This window comes from Variovorax sp. NFACC27 (assembly GCF_048301545.1).
GTDB lineage: Bacteria > Pseudomonadota > Gammaproteobacteria > Burkholderiales > Burkholderiaceae_C > Variovorax > Variovorax gossypii.
In genome coordinates this window covers 106,555-125,604 of record NZ_CP157613.1, presented here as the reverse complement: position 1 = coordinate 125,604, position 19,050 = coordinate 106,555, and the positions used below count along the sequence as shown (strand labels likewise).

Annotated in this window: 17 protein-coding genes; 11 read left to right on the top strand and 6 right to left on the bottom strand. The window is 68.0% G+C overall.

The window, feature by feature from the left end; all coding sequences use genetic code 11:
• Window positions 1-5 precede the first annotated feature (5 nt).
• The 4 genes from boxA to ABL840_RS00595 all read right to left on the bottom strand — a co-directional run bounded on the left by boxA (window position 6) and on the right by ABL840_RS00595 (window position 5,659).
• Window positions 6-1,298: a benzoyl-CoA 2,3-epoxidase subunit BoxA gene (gene boxA, locus ABL840_RS00610; RefSeq protein WP_093195707.1), complete on the bottom strand. Its 1,293-nt coding sequence runs from the start codon at window positions 1,296-1,298 to the stop codon at window positions 6-8.
• A 130-nt stretch (window positions 1,299-1,428) separates the two neighbouring features.
• Complete coding sequence (gene boxB, locus ABL840_RS00605) at window positions 1,429-2,856, bottom strand: benzoyl-CoA 2,3-epoxidase subunit BoxB (protein ID WP_093195708.1); 1,428 nt, start codon at window positions 2,854-2,856, stop codon at window positions 1,429-1,431.
• 31 nt (window positions 2,857-2,887) lie between these two features.
• Complete coding sequence (gene boxC, locus ABL840_RS00600; protein ID WP_093300455.1) at window positions 2,888-4,564, bottom strand: 2,3-epoxybenzoyl-CoA dihydrolase; 1,677 nt, start codon at window positions 4,562-4,564, stop codon at window positions 2,888-2,890.
• 150 nt (window positions 4,565-4,714) lie between these two features.
• Window positions 4,715-5,659, bottom strand: coding sequence for a helix-turn-helix transcriptional regulator (locus ABL840_RS00595; protein WP_093300453.1), 945 nt, complete (start codon window positions 5,657-5,659; stop codon window positions 4,715-4,717).
• A gap of 163 nt (window positions 5,660-5,822) precedes the next feature.
• Here ABL840_RS00595 and ABL840_RS00590 point away from each other — a divergent pair, with 163 nt between their 5' ends.
• The 11 genes from ABL840_RS00590 (at window position 5,823) to ABL840_RS00540 (ending at window position 18,046) form a co-directional block, all read left to right on the top strand.
• A complete protein-coding gene (locus ABL840_RS00590) occupies window positions 5,823-6,317 on the top strand; it encodes a DUF4863 family protein (RefSeq protein WP_093300452.1) in 495 nt (164 codons plus the stop codon).
• Between the two features lie 123 nt (window positions 6,318-6,440).
• On the top strand, window positions 6,441-7,991 hold the full coding sequence (locus ABL840_RS00585; protein ID WP_093300450.1) for a 3,4-dehydroadipyl-CoA semialdehyde dehydrogenase: 1,551 nt from the start codon (window positions 6,441-6,443) through the stop codon (window positions 7,989-7,991).
• 31 nt (window positions 7,992-8,022) lie between these two features.
• Complete coding sequence (locus ABL840_RS00580; protein ID WP_093300449.1) at window positions 8,023-9,642, top strand: benzoate-CoA ligase family protein; 1,620 nt, start codon at window positions 8,023-8,025, stop codon at window positions 9,640-9,642.
• Window positions 9,639-10,445 (top strand): alpha/beta fold hydrolase, encoded by an 807-nt coding sequence (locus ABL840_RS00575; RefSeq protein ID WP_093300447.1) that lies wholly within the window; start codon window positions 9,639-9,641, stop codon window positions 10,443-10,445. Before ABL840_RS00580 ends, ABL840_RS00575 begins: the two co-directional genes overlap by 4 nt.
• A complete protein-coding gene (locus ABL840_RS00570) occupies window positions 10,442-11,623 on the top strand; it encodes an ABC transporter substrate-binding protein (RefSeq protein WP_093300446.1) in 1,182 nt (393 codons plus the stop codon). The genes ABL840_RS00575 and ABL840_RS00570 overlap by 4 nt, the downstream gene beginning before the upstream one ends.
• A 146-nt stretch (window positions 11,624-11,769) precedes the next feature.
• Complete coding sequence (locus tag ABL840_RS00565; RefSeq protein WP_093195716.1) at window positions 11,770-12,642, top strand: branched-chain amino acid ABC transporter permease; 873 nt, start codon at window positions 11,770-11,772, stop codon at window positions 12,640-12,642.
• Entirely contained in the window at window positions 12,639-13,598 is a 960-nt protein-coding gene (locus ABL840_RS00560; RefSeq protein WP_093300444.1) for a branched-chain amino acid ABC transporter permease, read from the top strand. Before ABL840_RS00565 ends, ABL840_RS00560 begins: the two co-directional genes overlap by 4 nt.
• Before the next feature lie 124 nt (window positions 13,599-13,722).
• Window positions 13,723-14,469, top strand: coding sequence for an ABC transporter ATP-binding protein (locus ABL840_RS00555; protein ID WP_093300443.1), 747 nt, complete (start codon window positions 13,723-13,725; stop codon window positions 14,467-14,469).
• A 1-nt stretch (window position 14,470) separates the two neighbouring features.
• Entirely contained in the window at window positions 14,471-15,172 is a 702-nt protein-coding gene (locus tag ABL840_RS00550) for an ABC transporter ATP-binding protein (protein ID WP_093195719.1), read from the top strand.
• Window positions 15,173-15,180: 8 nt separating this feature from the next.
• Window positions 15,181-16,059, top strand: a complete 879-nt coding sequence (locus ABL840_RS00545) for a helix-turn-helix domain-containing protein (RefSeq protein WP_093300441.1) — start codon at window positions 15,181-15,183, stop codon at window positions 16,057-16,059.
• A 106-nt stretch (window positions 16,060-16,165) separates the two neighbouring features.
• Window positions 16,166-18,046, top strand: a complete 1,881-nt coding sequence (locus ABL840_RS00540) for a tannase/feruloyl esterase family alpha/beta hydrolase (RefSeq protein ID WP_093300440.1) — start codon at window positions 16,166-16,168, stop codon at window positions 18,044-18,046.
• A 142-nt stretch (window positions 18,047-18,188) separates the two neighbouring features.
• On the opposite strand, the gene ABL840_RS00535 is transcribed toward ABL840_RS00540, so the two are convergent.
• A complete protein-coding gene (locus ABL840_RS00535) occupies window positions 18,189-18,584 on the bottom strand; it encodes a hypothetical protein (protein WP_093300438.1) in 396 nt (131 codons plus the stop codon).
• A gap of 13 nt (window positions 18,585-18,597) precedes the next feature.
• Entirely contained in the window at window positions 18,598-19,011 is a 414-nt protein-coding gene (locus ABL840_RS00530; RefSeq protein ID WP_093300437.1) for a hypothetical protein, read from the bottom strand.
• Window positions 19,012-19,050 lie beyond the last annotated feature (39 nt).

The following is a 19,050-nucleotide window of genomic DNA, read 5'->3' as shown; positions in this document are numbered from 1 at the left end:
GCAGCTCAGTACGTTTCGAGGTGCAGGCGGCCTTCGCGCTTCAGCGCGGCGCCCACCGTGTCCCAGTCGAGCCCCGCATCTTTGGCCACGTCGCGCAGCGCGAGCACCACGCCCTCTTCCATGCTCTTCAGGCCGCACACGTAGAAGTGGCTGGCGCCGTCCTTGAGCAGCGCGGCCAGGTCGGCGGCGCGCTCGCGCATCAGGTCCTGCACGTAGCGCTTGGGTTGCCCCGGCGTGCGCGAGAACGCGAGGTTGATGTCGATGAAGTCCTTGGGCAGCGACTGCAGCGGGCCGAAGTACGGCAGCTCCTGCTGCGTGCGCGCGCCGAAGAACAGCATCAGCTTGCCGCCCTCGAACTTGCCGCTCTTGCGCAGGCGGCGGCGCCACTCGGTCATGGCGCGCATGGGGGCGCTGCCGGTGCCGGTGCAGATCATCACGATGTGCGAGCGGGGATGGTTCGGCATCAGGAACGAGGAGCCGAAGGGCCCCACCACCTGCACCGTGTCGCCCACCTTCAGATCGCACACGTAGTTGGAGCACACGCCGCGCACCGGCTCGCCCTCATGGTCCTCGGTCACGCGCTTCACGGTGAGCGAGACGTTGTTGTAGCCGGGCCGCTCGCCGTTGCGCGGGCTGGCCACCGAATACTGGCGCGCATGGTGGCGCTTGCCGATGGCGTCGACGCCCGGCGGCACGATGCCGATCGACTGGCCTTCGAGCACCGGGAACGGCAGCACGCCGAAGTCGAGCACGATGTGGTGCGTCTCGCTGTCGAAGCCGGCCTCGGTGCAGTTGAAGTTGCCCACCACGGTGGCGGTGGTCGGCGTCTTCGGCGGAAAGAGGTTGGTGTAGGCGTGCGCGGCCGACCAGGGCGGCACGGTGGCGCCGTACTGCGCGGAGTTGAAGGCCGGCTCCAGCGATTCGACCGCCGCCTGGGCCTGTGCCTGCGTCTGCGCGGGCACCGCGGCTTCAGGGTCGCCCGCCACGTCCGCCGAAACGCCGGCCGCCTCGAGCTCTTCAGGCGAAAGCTCCGCCGGCAGCGACTCCCACGTGAACTGCTCCTCGATGGAATACGCACGCACCAGCGGCATGGTTCGCCAGTTGTCGATGGAGCCAGTCGGGCACGGCGAGATGCAGGCCATGCAGCCATTGCAGATATCGGCCCGCACGACATAGTTGTTGTCGTCGTGCGTGATCGCGTTGACGGGGCAGGTGGCCTCGCAGGTGTTGCAGCGGATACAGATCTCGGGGTCGATCAGGTGCTGCTTGATGATCCCGGCTTCGACGGCCATGTCCATGTTGTTCTCCTAGAGCCCTCCCCCGCTGGGGGAGGGTTGGGTGGGGGCACGCGGCGCTTGTCGTGGTCACGCTGCTTGCCCCCATCCCAGCCTTCCCCCAGAGGGGGAAGGAGCAATACCCAAATACCAATCAACCGAAGCGCACGTACTCGAAATCGACCGGCTGCCGGTTGATGCCCATCACCGGCGGCGAGATCCAGCCCGCGAACTTGCCCGGCTCCACCACGCGGCCCATCAACGATGCCACGAAAGCGAAGTCTTCGGCACTGGGCAACCACTCGTCGCGCTTGGCGGCCCATTCCATGTCGTTCACCACGCGGCCTTCCGGCGACATCTTGATGCCGGCGAGCGCGCCGATCTGGCGGTTGAAGGCCTTGTGCGGCACCACCAGGCGGGTCGGGATGCCGGCCTTTTCCAGCACCTTGTTCCAGCGGCCCACGCCGGCCACCGAGTCCTTGATGAAGTCGTCGCGCAGCACTTCGTTGAGCGCGTTGAGCATCGGCACGTCCTTCTCGACGAGCTGGCCGTCCTTCACCTCGAGCACCTTGTAGGTCTGGCCCTTGAGCACGTGGTCGTCGGTGCGCTTGCCTTCCTCGTAGCGGCCCTTCAGGCCCGAGCTGTAGAAGATGGCGGCGTTGCTCGACTGGTCGGCGCCGAACAGGTCGATGGTCACGCTGTAGTGGAAGTTCAGATAGCGCTGGATGGTGCCCAGGTCGATGCAGCCGGCCGCGCGCACCTTCTGCGGGTCGTCGGTCTTCAGCTCGTTCATGACCTGCGCGGTGCGCGCGATGACGCGCGACACGCCGCTCTCGCCCACGAACATGTGGTGCGCCTCTTCGGTCAGCATGAACTTCGTGGTGCGCGCCAGCGGATCGAAGGCGCTCTCGGCCAGCGCCGACAGCTGGAACTTGCCGTCGCGGTCGGTGAAGTACGTGAACATGAAGAACGCGAGCCAGTCGGGCGTGCGTTCGTTGAAGGCGCCCAGGATGCGCGGATTGTTCTCGTCGCCCGAGGTGCGCTGCAGCAGGGCCTCGGCTTCCTCGCGGCCGTCGCGGCCGAAGTGCTTGTGCAGCAGGTAGACCATGGCCCACAGGTGGCGGCCTTCTTCCACGTTGATCTGGAACAGGTTGCGCAGGTCGTACATGCTGGGCGCGGTCAGGCCCAGGTGGCGCTGCTGCTCCACCGACGCGGGCTCGGTGTCGCCCTGCGTCACGATGATGCGGCGCAGGTTGGCGCGGTGCTCGCCGGGCACGTCCTGCCAGGCCTTCTCGCCCTTGTGGTCGCCGAAGTGGATCTCGCGGTTGGCGTCGCCCGGGTTCAGGAAGATGCCCCAGCGGTAGTCGCGCATCTTCACGTGGCCGAACTGGGCCCAGCCCTGCGGGTCGACGCTCACGGCCGTGCGCAGGTACACCTCGTGGTTGGTCGAGCCCTCGGGGCCCACGTCGTCCCACCAGTTGATGAAGTTCGGCTGCCAGCCCTCGAGCGCGCGCTGCAGCGTGCGGTCTTCGCCGAGGTTGACGTTGTTGGGGATCTTCTCGCTGTAGTTGATCGTGCTCATCGTTGTTCCTTGGGTTGTGCGGACTGCCAGTTCAAACGCGGTTCAGGTCGAAGCCAGCCTTCTGGCCGGTGCCGTAGACCTTCAGCGCGCCCTTCTCGCCGACGGCGTTGGGGCGGTTGAAGATCCAGTTCTGCCAGGCCGAGAGGCGGCCGAAGATGCGGGTGACCATGTTCTCCTTGCTCGCGAAGCGCAGGTTGGCTTCCAGGCCGGTGAGCGAGTCGGGCGACATCGCGGCGCGCTCCTCGATGGCGATGCGGATCTCGTCGTCCCAGTCGATATCGTCGGGCGCGGCGGTCACCAGGCCCAGCTTCAGCGCCTCGTCGGCGTCGAGCGCCTTGCCGGCGGCGGCGCGCGCGGCTTCCAGCGGCGCGGCCTCTTCATAGAAGCGGCGTTGCAGGCGGCTCTGGTCGTTCACCATCGGGAAGAAGCCGAAGTTGAATTCGTCCAGCGTGAGCTTGGGCGCACGCGCGGCGTCGTCGGGCAGTGCGAGCATGTAGGTGCGGTCGGCCGCGAAGGCCAGCTCGGCCAGCGTGCCGGCGAAGCACGAGCCGGCGTCCACCAGCGCGAACAGGCTGCGCGAAGACACGTCGAGGCGAGCCAGCGTGCGACGCAGCGCGCCGATGGTTTCGCGCACCAGCCAGTGGTCCTTGTTGGCGAGCATCACCGCGTCCGACGCGAGCACGGCGGCGGCGTCGCCCTCGGTCTTGAGCAGCCAGGTGCCGACGTCGAGCTCGTTGGTGCGCAGGTTGAGGATGGCGTCGTCGAGCTCACGGCACATCGCGAGCGGCCACCATGCGGCGCCCGCCGCCTCGATGGCGGCGATGTCGGCCGGCTGCGCGCCGGTGGGCGCCTTCACCGTGATGGTGGCGGTGCGCTTGCTGCGGTCGATCTGCACATTGACGTTCGCATACGAAATGCCGTCGGCGCTGTCGGTGCGCTCGATGCGCGTCAGCGCCACGCCCTTGCCGTTGGCGGGGCGGTCGCTGCCGGCGGCGAGCTGCGAGGCGCGCTCCTGCACGGCGGCGGCGAACTGCGCGGGCTTGGCCACGGCGTCGACCAGGCGCCATTCGACAGCGCGCTGTCCGCGCACGCCTTCGACGCTGGTGCAGAAGATGTCAGCGAGGTCATGGCGCACGTGGCGCTTGTCGGTCACGCGGGTCAGGCCGCCGGTGCCGGGCAGCACGCCCAGCAGGGGCACTTCGGGCAGCGACACGGCGGAGGAGCGGTCGTCCACCAGCAGGATCTCGTCGCAGGCCAGCGCCAGCTCGTAGCCGCCGCCCGCGCAGGCGCCGTTCACGGCCGCGAGGAACTTCAGGCCCGAGTGCTTCGAGGAGTCTTCGATTCCATTGCGCGTCTCGTTGGTGAACTTGCAGAAGTTGACCTTCCAGGCATGGGTGGAGACGCCCAGCATGAAGATGTTGGCGCCCGAGCAGAAGATGCGGTCCTTGCCGCTGGTGACGATCACGCTGCGCACCTCGGGGTGCTCGAAGCGCACGCGGTTGAGCGCGTCGTTGAGCTCCACGTCCACGCCCAGGTCGTAGCTGTTGAGCTTGAGCTTGTAGCCGGGGCGGATGCCGCCGTCTTCCGCGATGTCGAGCACGAGGCGCGCGATGGCGCCGTCGAAGCTCAGCGACCAGTGGCGGTACTGGCCGGGTTCGGTGCGGTAGTCGACGCGCTGGGGCGCCTGGAGCGTGGTGGTGTCGGTCATGCGGAAGTCTCCTGTGGGGCAGTGTTCGGAAACCGTGAACAGGAAAGATAATGCACTTTCCTGCTCCGATGACATGCATCATGCTGCATGCAAACAGGCAAGTCAATGCCTGCTGCACTTTTTTTCAGATTTCAGAAGCCCGGAGGGTGCCTAGACCAGCCCCATGGACTGCCGGGCGACCGCCCGGAGTGCCTGGAAGCTCTGCGACAGGGTCTTGCCGCTGGTGTCCACCGACAGGTCGGCCTTCGAATAGAAGGCGGCGCGGCCGTTCAGGATGCGGCGCAGGTCTTCCATTGCCTCCTTGCTGGCGGCCATCGGGCGGGTGTCGCCCTGGGCGGCCACGCGGCCCATGTGCTCCTCTGGCGCGGCCTGCAGCCACACGGTGGTGCAGTGCGCGAGCAGCTCGTTGAAGGTGGCCGGGTCGGAGACGATGCCGCCGGGCGTGGCGATCACCACCTCGCTGTAGATCTGCACCGCCTCTTCCAGCGCGCGGCGCTCGTAGCGGCGGTAGGCGTTGGTGCCGTACAGGTCGTGGATCTCGCGCACGCTGCAGCCCGCGAGCTTCTCGATCTCGCGGCTCAGCTCGATGAAGGGAATCTCCAGGTCCTCGGCCAGCATCTGGCCCAGCGTCGACTTGCCCGCGCCGCGCAGCCCAACGAGCGCGATGCGCCGGTGCCGCGCCGGGTCGACCGAGGCGGTGCCCAGCAGTTCGCCGATCGCCACGCGCACGCGGCGCAGGTCGGCTTCGCTGCGGTTCTCGAGCAGTTCGCGGATCAGCAGCCACTCGGGCGAACTGGTGGTCACGTCGCCCACCAACTCGGCCAGCGAGCAGTGCAGCGCGCCGGCCACCTGCTGCAGCACCAGGATCGACGCGTTGCCGATGCCGTATTCGAGATTAGCGAGGTGGCGCTCCGACACGTCGGCCGCGATGGCCACCGCCTTGCGCGTGAGGCCGCGCTGCGCACGCAGGTTGCGCACGCGGTCGCCCAGCGCCGCGAGCAGCGGATTCTTCGCCTCCCCGGCGGGCGCAGCACCGTTGCCGCCATTGCCGCCTTCCAGCGCGGCGGCCAGCGCCGCGTCTACATGCTCATTCATGCAATTCCTCGTTCTTCGCCGGGATTGTGCTCGCTCAGGGTAAACACCATAGATGCACTATATTGCTTGACACTCATTGTCTCGATGCTTATTGTTCGGCCACACGCAAGATACTGCACACACAGTGATCCTGCAAGGTAGTTCCAAAGTTCGAGGCCCCACGATGTCCGACAGCAGCAGCACTCCCGCCTCCGGCAAGGAAGCATTCCACCAGCTGATCGCCGGCCTGACCGCCGAAATTGCCGGCAAGCCGCTCGACGGCGAGCTGGACCGGTGGCTCAACGCCAACCACGGCGCCGGCAGCGCCAGCTTCGATCGACTGCGCCGGGCTTGCATCGGCGGCGTCGCCGAAGGCTGGCTCTGCGAGCGCGAAGGCGGCGGCATCAAGTACGGCCGCGTCTTCAAGGCCGAGGACGCCCTGCACCGCTTCTCGGTCGACGTGGTCGAAATGCAGGACATCGCCGGCCCGCACCACACGCATCCCAACGGCGAGATCGATCTGATCATGCCGCTCGACGGCGCAGCCGCCACCTTCGACGGCCGGCCCGCGGGCTGGTGCGTCTACGGCCCCGGCACCGCGCACCGCCCGACCGTGGCCAAGGGCCGCGCGCTCGTCCTTTACCTACTGCCCGAGGGGCAGATCAAGTTCACCGTATGACGCACTCCCCCAGGCTTGCCCACTTCGTGTGGCCGCCAACCCCCTCGCCGGGGGCAACACCAGCGGCCCGGCAAAGCCGGTTCCGCGGTGTTCCCCGAATCTGCCCACGTTGAGACCCATCGAATGACCGAGCTTCTTTCCAACTACGTCGCCGGCCGCTGGCAAAGCGGAACGGGCGCCGGCACTCCCCTGTTCGACCCGGTGCTGGGCACCGAACTCGCGCGCGTCGATGCCACCGGCCTCGACCTTCCCGCCGCCTTCGCCTTCGCACGCGAACAGGGCGGCAATGCGCTGCGCGCCCTCACCTACCGCCAGCGCGCGGGGCTGCTCGCGGCCGTCGTGAAGGTGCTGCAGGCTAACCGCGACGCCTACTACGAGATCGCCACCGCGAACTCGGGCACGGTGAAGAACGATTCGGCCGTGGACATCGACGGCGCGATCTTCACGCTCGGCCAGTACGCCAAGTGGGGCGACGCGCTCGGCGACGTGCGCGCGCTGCGCGACGGCGACGCGGTGAAGCTCGGCAAGGAGCCGGTGTTCCAGTCGCAGCACCTGCAGGTGCCGACGCAGGGCGTGGCGCTCTTCATCAACGCCTTCAATTTCCCCTCGTGGGGCCTGTGGGAGAAGGCCGCGCCCGCGCTGCTGTCGGGCGTGCCGGTGATCGTGAAGCCTGCCACCGCCACCGCCTGGCTCACGCAGCGCATGGTGAAGGACGTGGTCGACGCGGGCGTGCTGCCCGCCGGCGCGCTCTCCATCGTCTGCGGCAGCTCGGCCGGTTTGATGGATGCGCTGCAGCCCTTCGACGTGGCCTCGTTCACCGGCTCGGCCGAGACGGCGGCGGTGATCCGCTCGCACCCGGCCGTGGCCCAGCGCTCGGTGCGCGTGAACATCGAGGCCGACAGCCTCAACAGCGCCCTGCTCCTGCCCGGCACCGAACCCGGCAGCGATGCCTTCAACCTGCTCGTGCGCGAAGTGGTGCGCGAGATGACGGTGAAGTCGGGCCAGAAGTGCACCGCCATCCGTCGCGTCCTGGTTCCCGCTGAGCTGTACGACGCGGCGGCCGAGGCCATCGGCGCGAAGCTCGCTGGCATCAGCGTCGGCAATCCGCGCAACGAGAGCGTGCGCATGGGTTCGCTGGTGAGCCGCGCGCAACTGGACTCGGTGCGCGAGGGGCTGGACGCGCTGGCCGCGCAGACTACCGTGCTGCACGACGGCCGCGACAAGCCCCTGGTCGACGCCGACCCGGCCGTGGCCGCCTGCATCGCCCCCGTGCTGCTGGGCGCGCGCGACGCCGACGCCGCGCAGCGCGTGCACGACGTCGAAGTGTTCGGCCCCGTCGCCACGCTGCTGCCATACCGCGACCTCGCACACGGCATCGCGCTCGCCCACCGCGGCCAGGGCTCGCTCGTCACCTCTCTATATGGAAGCGACGACGCGGCGCTGGCGCAGGCCGCGCTCGCCGTAGCGCCGAGCCACGGCCGCGTGCACGTCATCACGCCCGAGGTGGCGCAGGCCCACACCGGCCACGGCAACGTGATGCCGATGTCGCTGCACGGCGGCCCCGGCCGCGCGGGCGGCGGCGCCGAGCTGGGCGGACTGCGCGCGCTCGATTTCTATCACCGCCGCGCGGCGGTGCAGGCAAGCCCCGGCGTCCTCGCCGCGCTCGGCCTCTAGAAGAAGAAACACGGCCGAAGGAGACAAGACCATGACACTGCCCCCACGATTCAACTTCGCCGGACATCTGTTCGACCTCAACCGCGAGCGCGCCGCGCGCCCCGCCTACATCGACGACCGCGGCACGCTGAGCTACGGCCAGCTCGAAGACCGCTCGCGCCGGCTGGCCGCTGCCCTGCAGGCCGCCGGCATCCGGCGCGAGGAGCGCGTGCTGCTGCTGATGCTCGACGGCAACGACTGGCCCGTGAGCTTCCTGGGCTGCCTCTATGCCGGCGTGGTGCCGGTGGCGGTCAACACGCTGCTCACGTCCGACGACTACGCCTACATGCTCGACCACAGCCGCGCTCAGGCCGCGCTGGTCTCGGGCGCGCTGCTGCCCACGCTGCAGGAGGCGATGTCGCGCGGCGGGCACGAGGTGCGCGCGCTGTTCGTGTCGCAGCCCACCGGGGCGCTACCCGAGGGTGCGCAGGAGTTCGACGCAGCGCTCGCCGCCGCAGAGCCGCTGGCGTCGCCGGTGACGACCGCATCCGACGACCCGGGCTTCTGGCTGTATTCGTCCGGCTCCACCGGCAAGCCCAAGGGCACGGTCCACACGCACGCCAACCTGTGGTGGACAGCAGAACTCTACGGCAAGCCGGTGCTCGCACTGACCGAGGACGACGTCTGCTTCTCGGCCGCCAAGATGTACTTCGCCTACGGCCTGGGCAACGCGCTGACCTTCCCGCTCTCGGTGGGCGCCACCGTGGTGCTGATGGCCGAGCGCCCCACGCCCGACGCCACCTTCCGGCGCTGGGTCGGAGATACGGGCCCCCAAGGCGCTTCGCGCCTGCCCCCCGAGGGGGCTGCATCGGCTTGGGGCGGCCCGGCGCCGATGCGGCCCACCGTGTTCTTCGGCGCCCCCACCGGCTTCGCCGGCATGCTCGCCTCGCCGAAGCTGCCTGCGCGCGAAGCGGTGGCACTGCGCATGTGCTCCTCGGCCGGCGAGGCGCTGCCGGGCGAGATCGCGCAGCGCTTCAAGCAGCACTTCGGCTGCGAGATCATCGACGGCATCGGCTCCACGGAGATGCTGCACATCTTCATCTCCAACCGCCCCGGCGACGTGCGCTACGGCACCACCGGCCGGCCGGTGGAAGGCTACGAGGTCGAGCTGCGCGGCGAGGACGGCCGCCCCGTGCCCGACGGCGAGGTGGGCGACCTCTACATCCGCGGCCCCAGCTCGGCGCTGATGTACTGGAGCAACCGCGAGAAGTCGCGCGAGACCTTCCAGGGCGGCTGGACCAAGAGCGGCGACAAGTACACCCGCGACGCCGACGGCTACTACACCTACGCCGGGCGCAGCGACGACATGCTCAAGGTCAGCGGCATCTACGTCTCGCCCTTCGAGGTCGAGGCCACGCTGATGCAGCACCCCGCCGTGCTCGAGGCGGCGGTGATCGGCAAGGAAGACGCCGACGGCCTGACCAAGACCAAGGCCTTCGTGGTACTGAAGGACGGCAGCGCGGCCACCGAGGAAGAGCTGAAGGCCTTCGTCAAGGAACGCCTGGCGCCGTACAAGTACCCGCGCTTCCTGGAATTCGTGGGCGAGCTGCCGAAGACCGCCACGGGCAAGATCCAGCGCTTCCGCCTGCGCGAGAAGGAAAAGCAGGCATGAGCGCGCCCGCGTTCGCCACCATTGGTTGGCGCGGCCGCGAGGTGCGCATCGAGTGCCAGTGGATCGCGCCCGAGCGCGGCGATGCACCGCTCGTCGTGTTCCTGCACGAGGGCCTGGGCTCCGTCGCGATGTGGAAGGACTTCCCCGCGCGGCTGTGCGAAGCCGCCGGCGTGCGCGGCCTCGTGTTCTCGCGCCCGGGCTACGGCCGCTCGACGCCGCGTGCCGAGGACGAGATCTGGGGCGTCGACTTCATGCACCGCCAGGCGCACGAAGTGCTGCCCGCCCTGTTCGCCGCGCTCGGGCTCGGCCACGAGAAGCCCTGGCTCTTCGGCCACAGCGACGGCGGCTCGATCTCGCTGCTGTACGCCTCGCGCTTTCCGGACAAGGTGGCCGGTCTCGTCGTGCTGGCGCCGCACATCTTCGTGGAGGACGTGACCGTCGCGAACATCGAGAACGCGCGCACCGCCTACCTCGGCACCGACCTGCCGCAGAAGCTGGGCCGCTACCACGACAGCGCCGACTCGGCCTTCTGGGGCTGGAACCGCATCTGGCTGCACCCGCCATTTCGCGACTGGAACATCGAGAAAGAACTCGACGCCATCCGCTGCCCCGTGCTCGCCGTGCAGGGCATCGACGACGAGTACGGCACCCTCGCGCAGATCCGCGGCATCGCCGCGCGCGTCAGTGGTTGCGAGCTGCTCGAAATCCCTGAATGCGGGCATTCCCCGCATCGCGATCAGCCGGATCGTGTCATCGTCGCGGCCACTTCCTTCATCACCAAAAACCGGAGAGAGACATCATGACCATTCGCACCGCCTCGACCATCCGCCTGGCCCTCACGGCCATCGCATTCGCCTCGCTGGCGACGGCCGCTGCGGCCCAGGGCACAGGCAAGCTCAAGGTCGGCCTGATGCTGCCCTACAGCGGCACCTACACCGCACTGGGCGTGGCCATCGAGAACGGCTTCAAGCTCTACGTCGACGAACAGGGCGGCAAGCTCGCCGGCCGCGAGATCGAGTACTTCAAGGTCGACGACGAGTCCGACCCCGCCAAGGCCACCGACAACGTCAACAAGCTCATCAAGCGCGACAACGTCGACGTGATCGTCGGCACCGTGCACTCCGGCGTGGCGATGGCCATGGCCAAGGCCGCCAAGGAAAGCGGCACCGTGCTGATCGTGCCCAACGCCGGCGCCGACGCCGTCACGGGCCCGATGTGCGCGCCCAACATCTTCCGCAGCTCGTTCAGCAACTGGCAGCCGGCCTACGCCATGGGCGAAGTGGCGGCCAAGCAGCAGGGCAAGAAGAAGGCGATGACCATCACCTGGAAGTACGCGGCCGGCGACGAGTCGGTCAACGGCTTCAAGGAAGGCTTCGAGAAGAACGGCGGCAAGGTCGACAAGCAGCTCACCCTGCCCTTCCCCAACGTGGAGTTCCAGGCGCTGCTGACCGAGATCGCGGCGGCCAAGCCCGATGCGGTGTACGCCTTCTTCGCGGGCGGCGGCGCGGTGAAGTTCGTCAAGGACTACCAGGCCGCCGGCCTGAACAAGACCATTCCGCTGTACGGCCCCGGCTTCCTGACCGACGGCACGCTCGACGCGCAGGGCGAATCGGCCCAGGGCATGCTCACCACGCTGCACTACGCCGACGGCCTGAACACCGCGCGCGATAACGCCTTCCGCGTGGCGTACGCCAAGTCGTTCAAGCTGCAGCCCGACGTGTATGCCGTGCAAGGCTACGACGCGGCACAGATGCTGGGCATGGGCCTGAACGCCACCAAGGGCGACATCTCGAAGAAGGCCGAGTTCGCGGCCGCCGTCGAGAAGGCCAAGATCGACAGCCCGCGCGGCACCTTCACCGTGAGCAAGGCCCACAACCCGGTGCAGGACATCTACCTGCGCAAGGTCGACGGCAAGGAGAACAAGCTGGTGAGCACCGCCATCAAGGGCTTGGCCGACCCCGCTCGCGGCTGCAGGATGTAAGGCTCACCCCCAGGCTTCGCTCACTTCGTGTGCTGCGCCAACCCCCTTGCAGGGGGCGACACCTGCGGCCCGGCCAAGCCGGTTCCGCGGTGTCACGCGCAATGCACTCCCATTGAACAACGATCCCGCCCAGAGAGAACCTCCACGTGGATTTCGGAACCTTCCTGGTCCAGTGTCTGAACTCGGTTCAGTACGGACTCCTGCTCTTCCTCGTGGCCTCGGGGCTGACGCTGATCTTCGGGATCATGGGCGTCATCAACCTCGCCCACGGGAGCTTCTACATGATCGGCGCGTACATGGCGTTCTCGCTCGCGCCTGTCTTCGGCGATCAGTTTTTGCTGATGCTGGTGGCCGGCGTGGTGCTGGCGGCCGTCTTCGGCTACCTGCTCGAATGGGCCTTCTTCAGCTACCTCTACCAGCGTGACCACCTGCAGCAGGTGCTCATGACCTACGGCCTGATCCTGGTGTTCGAGGAACTGCGCTCCATCCTCGTGGGCAACGACGTGCACGGCGTGAAGGTGCCCGCGTGGCTCGACGGCAGCTTCGCGCTGGGCAGCGTCATGAGCTATCCGTGGTACCGGCTCTTCGCCTCGGCCGCCTGCATCGTGCTAGCGGTGGGGCTGTACTGGGTGGTCAACCGCACGCGACTGGGCATGATGATCCGCGCCGGCGCGAGCAACCGCGACATGGTGCGCGGCCTCGGCATCGACGTGAAGCGGCTCTACCGCATCGTGTTCGCCGCGGGCGTGGCGCTCGCGGCGCTGGCCGGCATGATCGCCGCGCCGATGTCCTCGGTGTATCCCAACATGGGCGCGAGCGTTCTCATCATCTGCTTCGTGCTGGTGGTGATCGGCGGCATCGGCTCCATCACCGGCGCGCTGGTGGCCTCGCTGCTGGTGGGCTTCGTCGACACTTTCGGCAAGGTGTTCTTCGCCGACTTGAGCGGCATCGGTATCTACCTTCTGATGGCCATCGTGCTGATCTGGAAGCCCGAGGGGCTGATGGGGAGGCGGCCATGACAGCCATGAAGAAGGGAGCATTCCTCCTGCCCGTGGCCTGCGCGATCGCCATCGGCGTCGCCGGCCCGTTCATGGGCAACTACGCATCGGACTTCATCGTGAAGGTGATGATCCTGTCGATCTTCGCGCTGAGCCTGGAGCTGCTGGTGGGCATGACCGGCCTCGTGAGCCTGGGCCATGCGGCGTTCTACGGCATCGGTGCCTACGTCACCGTGCTGGCCTCGGGCAACGAAGGCGGCAACTTCGCGCTGCTGCTGCCGGCGGCCATGGGCGCGGCCGGGCTCTATGCCCTTTTCGTCGGCGCGCTGAGCCTGCGCACGCGCGGCGTGTACTTCATCATGGTGACGCTGGCCTTCGCGCAGATGGCCTTCTTCGTGTTCCACGACACCAAGGTGGGCGGCGGCAGCGATGGCATCTACATGTACGTGCGGCCCGCCATCGGCGCGCTCGACATGGAGAACCGCACGGTGCTGTTCTACGTGGTGCTGGGCTCGCTGGTGTTCACCTACGCGCTGCTGGCGCTCATCCGGCGCTCGCGCTTCGGCGCGGCGCTGGCCGGCATCCGCGTGAACGAGCAGCGCATGCGCGCCGCCGGCTTCGCGGTGTACGGCTACAAGCTCGCGGCATTCGTGCTGGCCGGTGCGCTGGCCGGGCTCGCCGGCTTCCTGCTGGCCTCGCGCGACGGCGTGGTCAACCCGGAGCTGATGGCCTGGCACAACTCGGGCGAAGTGCTGCTGATGGTGATCCTCGGCGGCCTCGGCCACCTGCGCGGCGCGGTCATCGGCGCGGTGGCGTTCACGCTGCTGAAGGAGATCTTCTCCACACATGCCGTGATGGGCCCGCTGGCCGACCACTGGCAGCTGACGCTGGGCCTCACGATCATCGTGTTCGTGGCACTGCTGCCCAAGGGCCTGATCGGCCTGGTTCAGCGCCTGTCGCCGAAGGGGGCTGCATGACTTGCACGATGACTTCCTCCCTCCCCCGCTGGGGGAGGGCCGGGGTGGGGGCACGCGGCGCCTCCATCGAGCGCCCTGCCTGCCCCCATCCCAACCTTCCCCCAAAGGGGGAAGGAGCAAGATCATGAGCGCACTTCTCTCCGTCGAAAAACTCACGCGCCGCTTCGGCGGCCTCACCGCCGTCAACGCGGTCACGCTCGACCTGCACGTGGGCGAGGTCCACGCCGTGATCGGCACCAACGGCGCCGGCAAGTCGACGCTCATCAACATGCTCTCGGGCGAGATCGAGGCCAGCGAGGGCCGCATCACGCTGGCCGGCACCGACATCACCGCCCGCGCGCAATGGAAGCGCGCGCGCGACGGCGTGGGCCGCAGCTACCAGCGCACGACCATCTTCCCGGAGTTCAGCGTGCACGAGAACTGCCGGCTCGCCGCGCAGGCCGCGACGCCGAAGCCCTGGGCCTTCTGGCAGTCGTCGCAAGGCTGCGCCACCAGCAGCGCCTCGGCCGACGCGGCGCTGGAAGCCGCCGGCCTCGCGCACGAGGCGCAGCGCGTCGCCGGCACCATGAGCCACGGCGCGCAGCGACAGCTCGAAGTGGCGATGTGCCTCGCCACCAACCCGCGCGTGCTGCTGCTCGACGAGCCGCTCGCCGGCATGGGCGCCGAGGAAACCGACCGCATGCTCACGCTGCTCGCGCGGCTGAAGGCCACGCACGCGATCCTGCTGGTGGAGCACGACATGGACGCCGTGTTCCGCATCGCCGACCGCATCACGGTGATGGTGAACGGCACCGTCATCGCCACGGGCAACCCGACCGAGATCCGCGAGAACCCCGAAGTACGCACCGCCTACCTGGGGGAGGATCACTGACATGCTGATAGTGCGCGACCTCAACACCTACTACGGCAACAGCCACATCCTGCGCGGCGTTCATGCCGGCATTCCGGCGGCCACCTCGGTCGGCCTGCTCGGGCGCAACGGCATGGGCAAGACCACGCTGATCCGCACCATGATGGGCTACGTGCGCCCCGCCTCCGGCGAAGTGCAGGTCGACGGCCGCACCGTCACCGGCCTGCCGCCCGAGAAGATGGCGCGCCTGGGCATCGGCTACGTGCCCGAGGGGCGCGGCATCTTCCCGAACCTGTCGGTGCGCGAGAACCTCGTGATGAGCGAGCGCGCGGGCATCGACGGCCGGCGCGAATGGACCTTCGACCGCGTGATGGCCACCTTCCCGCGCCTGGCCGAGCGCCTGTCGAACGGCGGCCAGCAGCTCTCGGGCGGCGAGCAGCAGATGCTGTCCATCGGCCGCGCGCTCATGACCAACCCGCGCCTGCTGATCCTCGACGAGGCCACCGAAGGCCTCGCGCCGCTGATCGTGGCCGAGATCTGGCGCGTGATCGGCGAGATCCGCGCCACCGGCATCGCCACGCTGATCGTCGACCGCGACTACCGCAAGGTGCTCGCGCACACCGACCTCGCGGTGGTGATGGAAAAAGGGCAGATCGTGCGGCACGGCGCATCGGCGGACCTGCTGGCCGAGCCGCACGCGCTGGAGGAACTGCTCGGCGTGTAGGCCTCGCCATGACGCGCGAGATCAGCCTCCTCGACGCCTCGGGCAAGCCCCTGCCCTTCGACGGCAGGATGCTGATGAATGCGCAGGCCACCTCGTGGCAGGGCTTCGCGCTGGAGGTGCGCGCGATGTCGGGCGATGGCGAGAACCCGGCCTGCTACAACCCGCATCCGCTGATCGGCCTGTGCGTGCGCGGCCATGTGAAGGGCGCGATGACGCGGGGGCGGCGCGTCCACTCCTTCGAGGCGCACGCCGGCGGCATGTTCATCTTCGAGCAGGGCTACGAGGTCGACCGCGCGACGTGGAGCGGCGAGCTCACCGAGACGATCGTGCTCGAGATAAGGCCCGAGGCGCTGCGCAGCCTCATGCCCGAGGGCGACGGCGAGCTGCACCTGCAGACGCACCTCTCGACCACCGACGCGACGCTGTCGGCGCTCGTCATCGCCATGCGCGACGAGGTGGAGCGCGGCTGCAGCTCGGGCCGCCTGCATGCGCAGGGCCTCTCGATGGCACTCGCGAGCTACCTGCAGAACCGCTACGGCGCAACGGGCAACACGCGGCGTCCGCGCGGACGGCTCTCGCAGAGCGACCTGCGCAGGGTGTACGACTGGGTCATGCAGCACCTGTCGGAAGACTTCGGCATCGACGAACTTGCGGCCGAGCTGCACATGAGCGCGGTGCACTTCACCAGGCTCTTTCGCGCCAGCACGGGCTCGACGCCTTACCGCTACGTGATGGAGCAGCGCGTGCGCCATGCGCTTTCGCTGCTGGGCGGCAGCCTGTCGCTCGCGGAGATCGCGCAGGCCGTGGGCTTCTCGAGCCAGGCGCACTTCACGCAGGTGTTCCGCCAGATGGTGGGCACCACGCCGGCACGCGCGCGGCGCGGGTAAGTCCCGGTGAGGGGTGAAGGAATCCTGCAAGCGGTGATCGCATGTCGATATACCGCGGCGGAGGGCGCGGGCAAATTCATGTCTCTACATAACAGGAGACGAGAAGATGCCAACACCCACGCCAGCCGCCCGCGCGGCGACCGCCCTCTGCCTGAGCCTCGCAGCAGCGGCCGTGCTCACCGCATGCGGCGGCAGCAGTTCGTCCGGCCCCGCCGTGCTGCCCTTCGTTCCTGCACCCGCGCCGCCTGCCGCCGCACTGGTGGCGCTGGCCTGCGACGAGAGCCTGAAGACCGCGTTCAAGCCCGATGCCGACACCACCGTGACGGTGGTGAAGCAGTTCCGCAAAGGCGACGACCTGAACCTCGACGGCAAGGCCTCGGGCACGGTGGCGACCAGCGACGTCTGCATGGTCAAGCTCAACGTCGGACCAGGCCACGCCGGTCCGGCCGATGCGCCCTCGACCTCGCCGGGCATCGGCATCGAGGTGTGGCTGCCTTCGCAGGCCTCGTGGAACAACCGCATCCGCGTGCTCGGCGGCGGTGGCTTCGTGGGCGATGCGGGCATCAGCACGAAGACTCAGATCGGCGGTGCGAACGCCGCCGCGATCGCAGCCGGTGAAGGCTCGGTGAGCGCGGTGACCGACGCGGGCCATGCGTCGAAGGCCCCGTTGCCGTCGGTCGACGGCTCGTTCGCGATGAACCCCGACGGCACCATCAACACCACGCTGTGGACCGACTTCGCGAGCCGCGGCATCCACCAGATGGCCGTCAAGGCCAAGGCACTCGCGGCCGGCTTCTACCAGCGCGACGCGAAGTACGCCTACTGGGACGGCTGCTCCACCGGCGGCCGCCAGGGCCACATGCAGGCGCAGGTGAACCCGGACGACTTCGACGGCATCCTGGCCGGCAACAGCGCGATCAACTGGACCAGCTTCATCACCGCCGAGCTCTATCCGCAGGTCGTGATGCAGCGCGACCTCGGCGGCACGCCGCTCACGCCCGACCAGCTGGCGCTGGTGTCCTCGTCGGCGGTGAGCGCCTGCGACAGCACGCTCACCGGCCAGCACGATGGCTTCATCAGCGACCCCGCCGCCTGCAAGTACGACCCCGCGCAGGACGCGGCCGTGCTGTGCACGACCAGCGGCGGCACCAACGCCACCGCCGCATGCCTGAGCACGGCGCAGGCTCAGGCCGTCAACAAGATCTGGTACGGCCAGACGCGCGACGGCAGCGCACCGGCGCCCGCCAGCGACATCGGCTACGGCGCCACGCTGGCGTCGAACCAGCTCTGGTACGGCCTCACCCGCGGCACCGCGCTCAACAGCCCCGGCGCCCCGGGCTTCTCGCTGGCCGACTCGGTGGGCGGCGTGCCCGCCCCCTTCCACATCGCCGCGCACCAGGTGGCGCTCAACCTGCAGGACCCTACGCTGGCCACCCCGGATTTCATCAACGCCACCGGCAACGGCGCGGACAAGTGGAAGGGCCTCTCGTACGCGCAGCTCGCCAACGCGAGCGACCGCGGCAAGGCGCTGCAGACGGCCTTCGCGAACATCAACGCCGACAACCCCGACCTCGCGCGCTTCCGCGACCGCGGCGCCAAGCTGCTGACGTACCACGGGCTCGCCGACCAGCTGATCCCGAACTCGGGCACCGCCAACTATTACGAGCGCGCGGCCAAGGCGATGGGCGGCATCGATGCACTGCAGAAGTTCTACCGCTACGTGGAGATTCCGGCGATGGGCCACTGCGCGGGAGTGGGCTCGGTCAATGGCCTCGCGGGCACGAGCCCCACGGCCAACCCGCCGCTGCCGGCGCAGAACCAGCTGTTCACGGCACTGACCGACTGGGTCGAGAAGGGCATCGCGCCCGACAGCATGGTGATGCAGAACGCCGACAAGTCGCTCGCGCGGCCGCTGTGCACCTATCCGAAGAAGATCGCCTACCTGGGCGGCGACGTGACCAAGGCCGAGAGCTTCGCCTGCCGCTGAGCGGGCGCGTGCCTCTATCTAATAGGGGTGATGGAGAAGGGACAGATCGTGCGGCACGGCGCATCGGCCGACCTGCTGGCCGATGCGCACGCGCTGGAAGAACTGCTCGGTGTCTGAAGACCAGTACCGGGATGCTCGAGAGTCAGTCGTCATTTTTTTCCGAGAGCCTTCGTATCTCCGCTTCGGCAATTTCGCGGTGATGTGTTGACTCTTCGAGCAACAGATACTCTTCGTACTTTTCGATGGCCCGTCCGAACTCCCCTGCATCTTCGAGCTGGCACGCTTCGAACATGAAGCGCGTCAGCAGCCTGTTGGACTCCGGATATGGTGAAGGCGAGTTCAGATAGGCCGGCTTCAGCTCAGGTCGAAGCAGGTATATCTGCTGTTCGATCTCGAATATCCTGGCAAGGATCTCGCCGATTTGTCCTATGTTTTCACGCACGGGTTCGAGCTTGGCGTCCCGTATCTCGGAAGCCGCACTGTCGAGCAATCTCGCTGCCACGGTAAGAAGCTGATGGATGGATTCCGGCGACGCCATATCAACTGTCGATTCAATAGATCACTTGCGAGGCAGCATCGACTGGCGCTCGCAACCAATAGCACTCCCCCGTCCCCGGGATGGTGCGCACAACGAAGCCTCGTCTCTCCAAGACACGCCGAAGCTTGAGGTTGGGGTTCGCACAATGCACCGCATGAACCCGCCATTCGATGAAAGCCAGGCCCTCACGCCTGGCATAGCGGTTGGCCAGTGATGCCACGCTCGGCAACGCCCCTTCTCCACCGCCATCAATGTGCGCAAGCTCCATGATCAACGCGTCGCCATCCACCTTGAACCGGCCAAGCATGTTGGCACTACCTGCCTTGAATACGAGCGGCTCATCTCTCAGAACGATGCCCTGAAGCTCTTCATTTGGCAATTGAAGCACTTCGTCGACGGTGTAGCCCTCCAGCAGGATCAGTGACATGCGCGAACTTCCTCAGTAGCTGAAACAGGTAATCGTCAG